Annotated in this window: 11 protein-coding genes; 6 read left to right on the forward strand and 5 right to left on the reverse strand. The window is 60.5% G+C overall.

Annotated features, from left to right (window positions below; translation table 11 throughout):
* Positions 1 to 4: 4 nt before the first annotated feature.
* The 3 genes from kdpB to kdpF are packed head-to-tail and all read right to left on the reverse strand — an operon-like array spanning position 5 to position 3,829.
* Positions 5 to 2,101 (reverse strand): potassium-transporting ATPase subunit KdpB, encoded by a 2,097-nt coding sequence (gene kdpB, locus M3G19_RS01675; RefSeq protein WP_259900138.1) that lies wholly within the window; start codon positions 2,099 to 2,101, stop codon positions 5 to 7.
* Complete coding sequence (gene kdpA / locus M3G19_RS01680) at positions 2,098 to 3,735, reverse strand: potassium-transporting ATPase subunit KdpA (RefSeq protein WP_259900139.1); 1,638 nt, start codon at positions 3,733 to 3,735, stop codon at positions 2,098 to 2,100. Before kdpA ends, kdpB begins: the two co-directional genes overlap by 4 nt.
* A 7-nt stretch (positions 3,736 to 3,742) precedes the next feature.
* Entirely contained in the window at positions 3,743 to 3,829 is an 87-nt protein-coding gene (gene kdpF / locus M3G19_RS11925; protein WP_367117271.1) for a K(+)-transporting ATPase subunit F, read from the reverse strand.
* 125 nt (positions 3,830 to 3,954) lie between these two features.
* Between kdpF and M3G19_RS01685 the strand changes: the two genes are divergently transcribed.
* The 4 genes from M3G19_RS01685 to M3G19_RS01700 all read left to right on the forward strand — a co-directional run bounded on the left by M3G19_RS01685 (position 3,955) and on the right by M3G19_RS01700 (position 6,520).
* Positions 3,955 to 4,425: a MarR family winged helix-turn-helix transcriptional regulator gene (locus tag M3G19_RS01685; RefSeq protein WP_259900140.1), complete on the forward strand. Its 471-nt coding sequence runs from the start codon at positions 3,955 to 3,957 to the stop codon at positions 4,423 to 4,425.
* Positions 4,418 to 5,614, forward strand: a complete 1,197-nt coding sequence (locus tag M3G19_RS01690) for an MFS transporter (RefSeq protein WP_259900141.1) — start codon at positions 4,418 to 4,420, stop codon at positions 5,612 to 5,614. Before M3G19_RS01685 ends, M3G19_RS01690 begins: the two co-directional genes overlap by 8 nt.
* Before the next feature lie 190 nt (positions 5,615 to 5,804).
* Positions 5,805 to 6,017, forward strand: a complete 213-nt coding sequence (locus tag M3G19_RS01695; RefSeq protein WP_259900142.1) for a helix-turn-helix transcriptional regulator — start codon at positions 5,805 to 5,807, stop codon at positions 6,015 to 6,017.
* Positions 6,017 to 6,520 (forward strand): hypothetical protein, encoded by a 504-nt coding sequence (locus M3G19_RS01700; protein WP_259900143.1) that lies wholly within the window; start codon positions 6,017 to 6,019, stop codon positions 6,518 to 6,520. The genes M3G19_RS01695 and M3G19_RS01700 overlap by 1 nt, the downstream gene beginning before the upstream one ends.
* 96 nt (positions 6,521 to 6,616) lie before the next feature.
* Here the strand turns inward: M3G19_RS01700 and M3G19_RS01705 are convergent, their stop codons facing one another.
* Positions 6,617 to 8,173 carry a sodium:alanine symporter family protein gene (locus tag M3G19_RS01705; protein ID WP_259900144.1) on the reverse strand — a complete coding sequence of 519 codons (1,557 nt, stop codon included), beginning with the start codon at positions 8,171 to 8,173 and terminating at the stop codon, positions 6,617 to 6,619.
* Positions 8,174 to 8,511: 338 nt separating this feature from the next.
* Positions 8,512 to 10,146: a hypothetical protein gene (locus tag M3G19_RS01710; RefSeq protein WP_259900145.1), complete on the reverse strand. Its 1,635-nt coding sequence runs from the start codon at positions 10,144 to 10,146 to the stop codon at positions 8,512 to 8,514.
* A gap of 279 nt (positions 10,147 to 10,425) precedes the next feature.
* Here M3G19_RS01710 and M3G19_RS01715 point away from each other — a divergent pair, with 279 nt between their 5' ends.
* A complete protein-coding gene (locus M3G19_RS01715) occupies positions 10,426 to 11,259 on the forward strand; it encodes a phytoene/squalene synthase family protein (protein WP_259900233.1) in 834 nt (277 codons plus the stop codon).
* Positions 11,256 to 12,824 (forward strand): phytoene desaturase family protein, encoded by a 1,569-nt coding sequence (crtI, locus tag M3G19_RS01720; RefSeq protein WP_259900146.1) that lies wholly within the window; start codon positions 11,256 to 11,258, stop codon positions 12,822 to 12,824. The genes M3G19_RS01715 and crtI overlap by 4 nt, the downstream gene beginning before the upstream one ends.
* Positions 12,825 to 12,836 lie beyond the last annotated feature (12 nt).

Genomic DNA, 12,836 nt, shown 5'->3' on the forward strand with positions numbered 1-12,836 from the left:
TCTGTCACATCCCTGGAAGAAGTTGAATAATGAGGTCGATGGCCTTGATCCCGATGAACGGGGCGACGATTCCGCCGAGGCCGTAGATAAGCAAGTTGCGGTTAAGCAGGGCTCCTGCCGACAGCGCCCGGTATTTCACGCCCTTCAGCGAAAGCGGAATCAATGCGACGATGACCAGAGCGTTGAAGATGACGGCACTGAGCATCGCCGATTCTGACGAGTGCAGACGCATGATGTTGAGGGCATCCAAGCCTGGGAAGATGCTCACGAACATCGCCGGGATAATGGCGAAGTACTTGGCCAGGTCGTTGGCGATAGAGAACGTCGTCAACGCGCCGCGGGTGATCAACAGCTGTTTACCGATGGCCACGATGTCGATCAGCTTCGTCGGATCCGAATCGAGGTCGACCATGTTGCCCGCTTCCTTAGCCGCGGACGTACCGGTATTCATGGCCACGCCGACATCAGCCTGCGCGAGAGCCGGAGCATCGTTCGTTCCGTCACCGGTCATCGCCACGAGGTTGCCGCCCGCCTGCTCTTTTTTGATCAGACGCATCTTGTCTTCCGGTGTGGCTTCGGCCAGGAAGTCGTCGACACCAGCTTCTTTCGCGATGGCAGCTGCAGTGACGGCGTTATCGCCTGTGATCATCACGGTCTTGATGCCCATTTCGCGCAATTGCCCGAAACGTTCGGTAAGGCCTGGCTTGACCACGTCCTTCAGGTGCAGCACGCCGAGGACACGAGGGGTCTGGCCCGCGGGCTTCTTCGCGACGACGAGCGGGGTGCCGCCAGATGCCGACACCGATTCGACGATCTCGTCGACGTCAGCGGCGACTCGGCCTCCTTCAGCCGTGACCCACGCCTGCACCGCCGAGCTGGCGCCCTTACGTACCTGGGTGCCGTCCGGAAAATCGACACCGGACATGCGCGTGTTGGCCGAGAACGGAACGAACTCGGCGCCCTCTCGGGTCAGAGCAGTGGCATCGGTCCCGGAGAGATTCTCAAGTCCATCGCGGTCGCTGAGTTCGTTGATGTAGTCGATGATGGAGCGGCCTTCTGGAGTTTCGTCGGCAAGCGAGCTCAGCCATGCCGCTTCAACCATCTCCGCACGTTGCGCGCCCTCCACTGCAATGAGATCGGACGCGCGGCGGTTGCCGTACGTGATCGTGCCGGTCTTATCCAGCAGCAACGTCGACACATCGCCGGCTGCCTCGACTGCGCGGCCCGACATGGCGAGAACATTGTGCTGGACCAGGCGATCCATGCCCGCGATGCCGATGGAGCTAAGGAGAGCGCCGATCGTCGTCGGAATGAGGCACACGAGAAGAGCGACCAGCGCGATGAGGGACAGTTTGTGGCCGGAGTAGATGGCCATCGGTTGGATCGCCGTCACTGCAAGAACGAAGAGGATGCTCAGCGTGATCAGGAGGATGTTCAGCGCGATTTCATTCGGGGTCTTTTTGCGTTCCGCGCCTTCGACGAGGGAGATCATCCGATCGATGAATGTCTCGCCAGGCTTCGAGGTGATCTTGACGACGATGCGGTCGGACAGCACAGTCGTGCCACCTGTGACGGCACTGCGGTCGCCGCCGGATTCGCGGATGACCGGCGCAGACTCGCCAGTGATCGCAGATTCGTCGACGGTAGCCACACCCTCGATGACATCGCCGTCACCGGGTATCTGCTGGCCTGCCTCGACAACGACCAGGTCACCGATGGTCAGCTCAGAGCCAGCTACTTCCGTCTCGGAGCCATCAGCATTGAGGAGGCGCGCCTTAGCGTCGGTACGCGTCTGCCGGAGCGCGGACGCTTGCGCCTTGCCGCGGCCTTCGGCGACAGCTTCGGCCAGGTTGGCGAACAAAATGGTCGCCCACAACCAGACCGTGACGCTGATCGAGAACAGAGTTGGGTCGAGCACTGCCAACACGGTGGTCAGTACAGCACCGATCCACACCACAAAGATGACGGGTTGCCGCACCAGGTTCGCCGGATTGAGCTTCTTCAGCGCGTCGACGAAATTATCGCCGAGCTGGCTGCCCAGCGACCGCTTCGTGGTGCTGGTGGATGCGGCGGGAGCGGGTGTTTGAGTAGCTGTTGTCATGAGAGTGCCTCCGCGATTGGGCCGAGCGCGAGCGACGGCAGGAAGGTGAGCCCGGCGACGATGAGAATCACGCAGAGCAGGAGAACGGTGAAGGTGACGTTGTGGGTGGGCATGGCTCCGGAGTTGTCCTCACGCCTTCTCTGCGAAGCAAACGCACCGGCGAGCGCAACCATGAGGGCGATCGGCGCGAAGCGTCCGACGAACATTGCGAATGCAATGGTGAGGTTCAGGTAAGGAGTGCCTGCGCTGAGTCCGGCGAAGGCCGAACCGTTGTTGTTGGCACCGGATGTGTAGGCGTAGAGAACCTCACTCAGGCCGTGCGGGCCGGTGTTGTTCATGGATTCGCGCACACCCGGGATCAATACAGCGATGCCCGTGAGCAGGAGCACGAGGGCTGGCATCACGATTGCGGAGAGCGCTGCGAGCGTGATTTCGCGCCTGCCGATGGTTTTACCCAGCACCTCGGGGGTACGGCCGATCATCAGGCCGGCGATGAAGACGGACAGCACGACGAAGGTCAGCATGTTGTACATACCTGTGCCCACACCGCCCGGTGAGACTTCGCCGAGCATCATGTTGAACATCACGAGTCCGCCGCCGAGCGGGCTGTATGAATCGTGCATCGAGTTGACGGCACCTGTGGAGGTACCGGTAGTCGTCGTGGCGAAGATCGCCGACCACAAGACACCGAAGCGGGTTTCTTTGCCCTCGAGGGCTGTCAGCGGGCGAGCGCTCTCAGCCCAAACGAGCAAAGCAGCGGAAACTGCCCACAGGATGAGCATCGCAGCCGTCAATGCGCGGCCCTGACGGCGGTCCTTCACGAACAGGCCGTAGGTCACGGGGAGGGAGAACGGGATGAGCAAGACGAGCAGAATCTCGAGCAGGTTGGTGAATGCGTTCGGGTTCTCGAAAGGATGGGCCGAGTTGGCGTTGAAGATGCCACCTCCGTTTGTGCCCAGCATTTTGATCGCTTCTTCGGAGGCGACCGACCCCGTCAGAATCGTCTGGTCGCTACCGGTGATCGTGGTGGCGTGAATCGGATCGGCGAGGTTTTGGACGACACCGCCGACCATGAGCAGGAACGCACCCACAATCGAAATGGGAAGCAGGATGCGGATGGATGCGCGGACCAGATCGACCCAGAAGTTGCCGACAGTCCCGGAACCGGTGCGCGCCAGCCCGCGGAACAAAGCGATAGCAACAGCAATACCGGTGGCTGCAGACACGAAGTTCTGCACCGTCAAGCCGGCCATGCCGACCACGTAGCTCGCACCGGTTTCACCGGAGTAGCTTTGCCAGTTCGTGTTGGTGGTGAAGGACACTGCCGTGTTCAAGGCTGTGTGCCAGTCCTGGGAGCGACCGAATGCCCACGGCAACATGCCCTGCGCCATGATGATTACCCACAGGAAGAGGACGGAGAAGATGCCGAAGGCAATGGACGCGATCGCGTAGGAAGTCCACCGCATTTCGTTGTCTGGATTGACCCCGATGAGTTTGTAGATGACCTTTTCGACGAGGTTGTGTTTCTTATCAGTGAACGTTTTGTACATGAACGTGCCGACGGGCACGCGGAGGGCTGCGAGAAGGAGGATGACCAGCAGCAGCGCGCAGATTGTCTGGATGATTAACGGCATGGCAACCTCAGAACTTTTCGGGGTTGATCAGGGCGTACACGAGGTAGCCGAGCACTCCGGCACTGAGGATGGCTCCGATGATGTCTTGAGTCATAGGGACTAAATAACCACCGCTTTCGGCTCCATTTTCGCCGCATAATTCATTCCTAAGGCGTCTTAACGAAGTTTTAATGCCTCCCCGATGTGACTGGATATCCCATCCAGTTATATAGTGCCCCTATGCATTCGGATGAAACACTTTCTCGCCTCGCCATTGACCTTGTGGCGGCGGGCAGCCACTTCACACGGGCGACGTTCCAGGCGTCGGGAAGCAAGCTGTCGTACGTCGCGTTGCGCGTGCTGGCGGCGCTGGAGCGCGAGCCGGGGTTGCGCATCGGCGAACTCGCGCGGCGCGAAGGAATTGCGCAGCCGTCAATGAGCCAGGTGATGAAAAGGCTCGTCACCGAAGGGCTCGTTGCGCGGGAGCCATCGCCTATCGACGCCCGCGCTTACGACCTCACCATCACCGATGCCGGGAGTGCGGCGGTGAGGGAATTCCGGGAAGCGTCGACACGCGAGCTGGTGCCCGTTTTTCGCGGCCTCTCCCCTGACCAAGTGGACGCTTTGATCCAGGCTACGGAGATTCTTCCCGGCCTGTCGCAACGCCTCCGAACAACCACGGAACTTCCACGAAAGGACGCGAATGAGTAAGACCAACCCGGAAAATATCTTCAAACAACCGATCGCTGTGTGGGCGATCGCCTTCGCTTGTGCGGTGTCGTTCATGGGGATCGGCCTCGTCGATCCGATTCTGCCGGCGATCAGCCGGGAGCTCGATGCCTCGCCGACGCAGACGATGCTGCTGTTCACCAGCTACCTGCTGATTACGGCCCTGGCGATGTTCTTCAGTGCTTTCATTTCTTCCCGCATCGGGGTAAAGAAGACGTTGTTGACAGGGCTCGCCCTGATCGTCGTTTTCGCGTTCCTATCGGGCGCGGCTGGATCGGTGGATGCAATCATCGGTTTCCGCGCGGGTTGGGGCCTGGGCAATGCACTGTTCATTTCGACGGCGCTGGCTGCGATCGTCGGTGCAGCATCAGGCGGCGCGAGCCAAGCGGTGATTCTCTACGAGGCAGCCATCGGCATCGGCATGGCTGTGGGACCTCTGCTCGGCGGGCTGCTCGGCGAGATCAGCTGGCGCGGGCCGTTCTACGGCACGGCAGGACTGATGGCCATCGGTTTCATCGCCATCGCGACGCTGCTGCGCAAACCCGCGAATAAGCCCGCACCCGTAACGTTTACCGCAGGATTGAAGGCCCTGCGCGAACCGGCACTGCTCACGCTGGGTGCGGTGGCATTCTTCTACAACTACGGATTTTTCACCCTGCTCGCCTACTCGCCGTACCCGATCGACGAGGCGGCAGCTGCGTCAGGAAGCGAATTCGGAGCAACCGAACTTGGCTGGGTCTTCTTTGGTTGGGGCTTGGCATTGGCAGTGTCGTCGGTATTCGTCGCGCCGCGTTTGACGCAGAGCTTTGGGCTGATGCCGGTCATCTGCACGGTGCTCATCGGATTCGCGATTCTGCTCGCCGCACTCGGCTTTACGGTAGATCATCTGAGCACACTGATCGTGCTGGTCATTCTCGCAGGCTTCTTCAGCGGCATCTTTAACACCGTGCTTACTGAGGCAGTCATGGAAGCCACCGATCTGCCGCGCAATGTGGCGTCGTCGACCTATTCGGGGCTGCGCTTTTTGGGCGGCGCCATCGCCCCGGCGATCTCTGGGCCGGTGGCAGTGGCTTTCGGTTCCGGCGTTCCCTACTGGGCGGGCGCCGGAACGCTGGCGGTGTCCCTGATCATCCTCGTCGCTGGCCGGGGCGCACTGAAGAGGCTTCTCTAGGGGTTCCTGGCGGTATTCCTTCTCGATATAAAACGCCGGGCCACCGCGGTACTCTAAAACCATCCCGGGTCACCGAATCACACGGTGACCCGGGATTTTTCGTTGCTAAACCCGGAAGTTCTTGTCGCAAACAACTAACACACTGTAAAGCTTCCTTGTCATTCTGAAGCTTAGTGTTTACACTTTGTAAATGAAGGGAGGCAACATGAACACAGTCCGAAAATGGCGGCGCTGGCACGAGCTGTCACAGCAGGAGCTCGCTGACCGCGTCGGCGTCTCCCGGCAGACCATTGCCAACATCGAGCGGAGCAACTACTCACCTTCCGTCTACTTAGCGCTCGATATCTGCCGTGAGTTCGAAAAATCAGTGGAAGAGATTTTTGGCCAGGAAGAGGAGAAATAATGTTCAAAAAGTTCGGAGACTCCATAGTCAATTACGTAGACGACACTGCCACCGACGAATTCGAGGCCGCGACGTACCACAAGGCAAACTCGGTGGGGTTCTACACCTCGCTTATCGGCATGGCACTTGTCGGCGCGGTTCTCGCTTGGGTGCTGCCGGGCCAGGAAGCGCTGTGGTCGGGCATCGTGCTGGTTATCCCGATTATCGGCAGTGTGGCTGGTGCCCAGTGGATGCGCAGGTACGTCGCGTCGCCGGTGGTCCGCTTTCACGACACCCCGCGCAGCTTGCTGATCACCTACTTCGCTCTGTGCGCCGTGTGGCTTGCAGGTCTCATCGTCACCGGGGGGTTCGACCCCTCAGGAGGCATTGACAACGCCGGAGCCATCGGCGCGGTGGTCGGTGCGGTGGTTGGTGCGCTGTTCGCAGGAGCGATCTTCGGCCGCATCAGCACTAAGCGCCGCCAGCGCGACCAGGCGCGGCTCAACGCCGAGGCGGAAGACTAACGCCACGCCGGGGCATCCCCCAAAGTACGTGAAGTCTCGAGGCACCTTTCCGGTTCAGTCTCGAGACTTTTCGTATGCGCCCCTGGCGCGGATTGTTTAGGGGTGTTCGGGGGCGGGGGCGCCGTCGATAAGCTTGGCTTGCTCCCATGTGCCGGCGGCGACCATGGAAGCCTTGCGTTCCACCCAGAAATCGGCGTTGCGGATGCCGAGCGCCTCCGGATCGAACTGCGGTTCGTGCCCGGCCTTCTTCTGGCGGCGGTAATCCCACAGGCACTTCAGCGCGGGGACCTGGATCACGAGGATCGCGAGGATATTCAGCCACGCGGTGGTGCCCACACCGATATCGCCGAGCGCCCACGCGGTGCCCGGCGTGGTGGTGGCGCCGATCCAGACGGAGACGAGAATGAGCACGCGCAGGAACCAGATGACCGCGGTACGGGCCTTCTCGCTCTTGATCCAACGGTTGAGGTAGGTGAAGTTCACCTCGGCCATGTAGTAGTAGGCGACGATCGTGGTGAACGCGAAGAACAGGACAGCGAATGCGATGAAGCTGCCACCGAGTCCCGGCGAATAGAAATCCAGCGCCGACTGGACGAATCCGGGGCCCACCTCGACATCGCCGTCGATCGAGCCGTTGTAGATGACCGGACTATCTTCGTCACCGCCACTGTGCACACGGAACATATCGGTGGAGATGATGATGAACGCCGTCGCGGAACAGACCAGAAGCGTATCGACGTACACCGCGAAGGCTTGCACGAAGCCCTGCTTCGCCGGGTGGGAGACCTCCGCCGCGGCCGCGGACTGCGGGCCGGTTCCCTGCCCTGCTTCGTTGGAGTAGATGCCGCGTTTGACGCCCCACATGATCGCGACGCCGAGCATGCCCGAAAACGCCGCTTCCTTATCGAAGGCCGACCGGATGATCAGGCCGAAGACCTCCGGGATCTGCGACCCGTTGGCGAACAGAACGACGATGGCGACGAAGATGTAGATGACCGCCATGAACGGCACGACCATGGACGCGAACCAGGCGATGCGCTTGACGCCGCCGATGATGATAATGCCCAGCAGAACCACCATGGCCACGGCGGTCACCCAGGTGGGAACGGACCAGGCGTGCTCGACGGAGGTGGCCAGACCGTTGGCCTGCACTCCGGGCAGGAAGTACGAGGTAGCCAGAATCATCGACACAGCGAAGACGATGGCGTAGACCAACGCGAACGGGCGTGCGGCAGTATGGCGGTACGCCTTCTCGATGTAATATGCCGGGCCACCGCGGTATTCGCCTGTGTCCTGGTCCTTCTCCTTGTAGATCTGGGCCAGGCAGCACTCGACGTAGGAGGTCGCCGAGCCTAAGAAGGCCACGATCCACATCCAGAACACCGCGCCCGGGCCACCGAACGCGATCGCGGTGGCCACGCCGCCGATATTGCCGACGCCGACGCGTCCCGCCAACGAGATCATCAGCGACTGGAACGACGAAATGCCGGCCGCAGAGTCCTCACCCGACTTCAGTTGCCGGATCATGTCCGGGAAACACCGCACCTGGAGGAAAAGCGTCACGCACGAGAAGTACACCCCGGCGCCGAGGCACAAGAACACGAGCCAGTTCGACCAGATCGCGGCGTTGACGCTATTGATGATATTTTCCATGGCGTGGCCTTCCAATCTCATCGTCATCCACACGCCGCAGAAGCCCGGCTAAAAGAACTCAACGGATCCGTCCACTCGGAACATTCCGCGAAAGCGACCGCACATCCCAATATTTAAGAGAACGACGCATCGCTGAGATTCCTTAGCGTATGAAAATGTTTCTTCGAATATAGGCGGAGTGGAGATTCAACTTTTGCGTTTTGGACAAATTCTTCGTTTTTAATCCGCCCGAAAGGCTGCCGGGAACACGAAAAGACCGGCCCCGAATATGAGGTGGAACCGGTCTAGTCAGTTATTGCGCCCCAAACCTACGGCGTGAGGCTACGCTGCGAGCCTGGTTACTCGGAAGCGCCAGTCGCAGGGGCCGAAGGCGCGACGCCATCACCAGCGGTCGACGGCTCAGGCTCGGTGTCACTGCCCTCCGTCGTCGTAGGTCCAGCCGGCGCATCTGTCTTCGCAGGAATGCACGCCGTGAGCGTTCCGACGAGACCGGCGAGAGCGAACGCGCCAGTGAAAGCGCCGACACCTGCGGCGATCTGCTCTTCAGAAACATTCAGGCCCGGCATCTGGCTTGCGGCAGCCTTCATCGCGTTCTGGATTGACTCGAAGCCTGGGATTTTGAAGACATTAGCCAGCAGCACCGGAGTCAGAATCACGAGCGGGATACCGGTACCGACGAGACTAGCGACGCACCGCGGGTCTTCGATCCCGCCTTTACCAGCAGTCTTCTTCGAAGAGCCCCCGCCGAGGCCGCCAAGTGCGCCTGCTCCTGCGGATTCACCGCTCTTGCTGCTGCCCTTGAGGCCCAATCCGTTCGGAAGAACGTCGACACGTCCGTCTGCCCGGTTGTCCTTGGCATTTTCTTTCACATTGTCCTTGACATTGTCTTTGACATTGTCGTGAACATCGACAGTAGCGGTGGCCTTGCCGTTGTCAGTGATTGTGGCCTTGCCGTTGTCAGTGATTGTGGCCTTGCCGTTGTCGGTGATCGTGACCGAGTTACCCTTGCCGTTGTCGTGGACCTCAACGTTGTTGTCGTGGACTTCGACCAGCGGCGGAAGCTTCAGGTTGCCCAGCACTGGGCCGAGAGCAGAAATGATCGGGCCCAGTGCGGAAGTGATTCGGCCGAGGATCCCACTCGGCTTGGGCTTCGGCGGGGTCGCGGTGAGCTTCAAAGTGCGCTCGATCGTGGACCCGTCCTTTTTGATGGTGATCGGCAGGTCCTTATCCACCGGGTTTTCACCGGTGAAATTGTTCGGCGCGGTGACGCGGAGCGTGCCGTTCTCATTCTTCACCGACCACTGATTCAAGCCCTTCACCGATACAGCGGCATCCACGGGGACAGTCACTTTGGGAACATCCTGCGACGTACCCGAAGTGAAATCGACTGCCGCACGCTTGTCGAGCCCTTCGATGCTGTCAGCCCAGCTCAGATCTGCTTCATCGATGACATTCACTTTCAAGGTCTCGGTGGAAGTCTCCCCGCCTTTGGGGGTGAACTTGACCCGAATATCCTGCGTGCCCGATTTGAAGGCTGCTTCGCTCTGCGGACGGATCAAAACGAGCGTGCCGTTGTCGTTGCGAAACTCCCAGTTGAAAATCGTAGTGCTGGCGGGCTCGATATTGTCTTCCGGGTCGAGCTTCAGGCCTTTGACCTTCGCTTCCTTCTTCTCCCAGAAATTCTCGGTTTCATAGGTCTCGTTGAAAACGGAAGTGCCAGCCGCTTCGTTGACAGCTACTGGCTCGGCCGGTGCATCATTGGGTACCTCCGCGGCATCAGCATCAGCATCTGCCGCGGCGTCTGCCTCTGCACCACCGTCCGGTGCTTCAGCAACTGGTTCTTCCTTCGCCTCAGCGGCAAACGCGGTGAGGGACGAACCGCCAGGAAAAGCTGCGGTGATGGGGGCCACGAGAATGAGGCTGAGGGCGCCTGCCGCGATGACTGTGCCGCGGGAACGGGAGGGGGAAAACATGACGAGTCCTTTTCGGTCAAGGGCCGCGATCCATTCCGGAAACCGGCGGGGATGCAGCGCGCACGGTGAAAGTTGCTCACAGCTTGTAGAGCAAGACTCATTAGAACATCCCAGAAAGTTTTGCGCTGGATATTGACTAATATTCGTTCCTGCAGTGAACAAAATTTCGCTCGACTTCGCCCACGCAGTACCCCCCCCGCGCTTTCGGCGGAGTGCGGGGCGCTAGGGTTGGTAGGCGTGGCAGCCCGGACGACTAATTGGCTGCGGCGGTACGATGCCATGTGCAATTCCGCCGCCAGCAGCGTCATCAGCACTTATTCGACGAGCTTCAACCTTTCCAGCCGCCTGCTGCCGGCACGCGAACGCCGTGATATCCACAACCTTTACGCGGTGGTGCGCATCGCCGATGAAATCGTCGACGGCACAGCGGAACAAGCCGGCGCAATGGAATTGGCGGCGGTCTTAGACGCCTACGAACGCCAGGTGCTCGCGGCGCCGGACTCACGTTTCCACACCGACCCAGTGATGCACGCATACGCGAGAACTGCTCGTCGCTGCGAGTTTGACAACGAACTCCTAGAAGCTTTTTTCGCGTCCATGCGGCGCGACCTCGCATCCCAACGCTATTCCCAGCCAGAATTGGAAGACTACGTCTATGGGTCCGCTGAAGTGATCGGATTGCTGTGCCTCGATGTCTTCCTTGCGGACAAGACAGTCGACCCCGCACAGCGCATCACGATGGAAAACGGAGCGAAACGCCTTGGCGCGGCATTCCAGAAAGTGAACTTCCTTCGCGACATCGCGGAAGACACGCATGATCTCGGCCGGGTGTATTTCGCTACCCACGGGATATTGGACGATGCCGCCAAAGCAGAGATCGTCGCTGAGATTCGTGGAGACCTCGCCGCCGCGCACGAGGCAATCGGGCTTTTACCGCTTTCAGCGCGCGCGGCAGTCACCGCCGCGGCGAACCTGTTCATAGAACTGACGGACATGATCGATGCCATGCCCGCCGAACGGCTGAGCACAACCCGTGTGAGCGTACCGACGCACCGGAAAGCCCTCATCACAGCCCAAGCAGTCGCACGTGCGATCGGGGGAAAACAGAAGTGAAAAAGAATCCGGACACGGCGATTGTCATCGGCGCTGGTGCGGCGGGCCTTGCTACCGCTGCTCTGCTGGGGCGCGAAGGATTCGACGTCACCGTCATCGACCGCATCGACGAGATTGGCGGCCGTGCCGGCGAATTGACCGTCGAGAGATTCCGGTTCGACACCGGACCATCGTGGTACCTGATGCCGGATGCTTTCGACCACTTCTTCGCGCTATTCGGTAAACGCACGGAAGACATGCTCGAGCTCGTGGATCTCTCCCCTGCCTACCGCTTGTTTCCAGAAAAGCAGGAGCTTATCGACGTCCCGTCCTCCCCCGCCGACACCATCTCCCTGTTCGAGTCCATCGAGCCCGGTGCTGGCGAGAAACTCCGTGACTACCTCGCCAGCGCCGGTGAAACGTACGAGCTCGCCCTCAAATACTTCCTCTACACCACGTTTTCCACACCGGCGGGATTCGTGGCGCCGGAAATCCGCACCAACTACAGGAAGCTGGTGAGGCTGTTGGGGGAAGGGCTGGAAGGGTTCGTCGATAAGCAATTTGCTGATGTGCGTTTGCGGCAGATGCTCGCGTACCCGGCTGTGTTCTTGTCCTCGCATCCCGCGCGCACGCCGGCGCTGTACCACCTGCTCAGCCACACCGATTTGGTGCAGGGCGTGAAATACCCACTGGGTGGCTTCGCTGCTGTGATGCGCGCGTTCGAGTCTCTGGCCTGCGAACACGGCGCCGATATCCAACTCTCCACGGAAGCGACGGCGATTCATGTCGACGGGCGGCGCGCGACGGGAGTGAGCGTACGACGGTCCGACGGCACTGCCGATGAGCTCGCCGCTGATTTCGTTGTGTCCACCGCCGACCTGAAATTCACCGAGACTCGGTTGCTTCCGCGAGACAAACGCACGTATAACGAGCGCTATTTCGCGGCTCGGAATCCGGGTTTGAGCTGTGTGTTGCTGATGTGCGGCGTGGACGGCGAACTGCCGGAACTCGCGCACCACAACCTGCTGTTCAGCAAGAATTGGAACGTCGATTTCGACGCGGTCTTTGACGGGCCGCATGCTGCGCGTCCGCTCGATGCCTCGCAATCGATCTACGTGTCCAAGCCCTCCGCTACCGATCCTTCGACCGCGCCTGCGGGGTGCGAGAACCTCTTCGTGCTCATCCCGACGCCTTCAGCGCCCGACCTCGGGCACGGCGATGCGTACCGCGAAAAAGCAAGCCCACGCGTCGACGCCATAGCGGACGCGGCCATCGCGCAAATTGCCGAATGGTGCGCAATCCCCGATCTCGAATCGCGCATCTGCGTGCGCCGTACACTCGGCCCGGCGGATTTCGCGGAACGCTACCACTCGTGGTCAGGCGGTGCGATCGGCCCCGCTCACACCTTGAAGCAGTCGGCGTTTCTGCGCGGGCGCAACGCCTCGCGGAAAGTCGACAACCTGCTTTATGCCGGCGCAACAACGCTGCCTGGCGTTGGCGTTCCGATGTGCCTCATCTCAGCGGAGAACGTGATCAAACGGCTCCGCGGTGACATGTCCTCGGGCCCGCTGCCCGAAGATATCTAGGCTCGGGGTTGT

This window comes from Corynebacterium sp. p3-SID1194, assembly GCF_025144155.1.
GTDB lineage: Bacteria > Actinomycetota > Actinomycetes > Mycobacteriales > Mycobacteriaceae > Corynebacterium.

What these genes read in the sequence shown, in the direction of transcription:
- M3G19_RS01700 (WP_259900143.1), top strand. Translation starts at nt 6,017, where the DNA reads ATGTTCAAAAAGTTCGGAGACTCCATAGTCAATTACGTAGACGACACT.
- M3G19_RS01690 (WP_259900141.1), top strand. Translation starts at nt 4,418, where the DNA reads ATGAGTAAGACCAACCCGGAAAATATCTTCAAACAACCGATCGCTGTG.
- kdpF (WP_367117271.1), bottom strand. Translation starts at nt 3,829, where the DNA reads ATGACTCAAGACATCATCGGAGCCATCCTCAGTGCCGGAGTGCTCGGC.
- kdpB (WP_259900138.1), bottom strand. Translation starts at nt 2,101, where the DNA reads ATGACAACAGCTACTCAAACACCCGCTCCCGCCGCATCCACCAGCACC.
- kdpA (WP_259900139.1), bottom strand. Translation starts at nt 3,735, where the DNA reads ATGCCGTTAATCATCCAGACAATCTGCGCGCTGCTGCTGGTCATCCTC.
- M3G19_RS01710 (WP_259900145.1), bottom strand. Translation starts at nt 10,146, where the DNA reads ATGTTTTCCCCCTCCCGTTCCCGCGGCACAGTCATCGCGGCAGGCGCC.
- M3G19_RS01705 (WP_259900144.1), bottom strand. Translation starts at nt 8,173, where the DNA reads ATGGAAAATATCATCAATAGCGTCAACGCCGCGATCTGGTCGAACTGG.
- M3G19_RS01695 (WP_259900142.1), top strand. Translation starts at nt 5,805, where the DNA reads ATGAAGGGAGGCAACATGAACACAGTCCGAAAATGGCGGCGCTGGCAC.
- M3G19_RS01685 (WP_259900140.1), top strand. Translation starts at nt 3,955, where the DNA reads ATGCATTCGGATGAAACACTTTCTCGCCTCGCCATTGACCTTGTGGCG.
- M3G19_RS01715 (WP_259900233.1), top strand. Translation starts at nt 10,426, where the DNA reads ATGTGCAATTCCGCCGCCAGCAGCGTCATCAGCACTTATTCGACGAGC.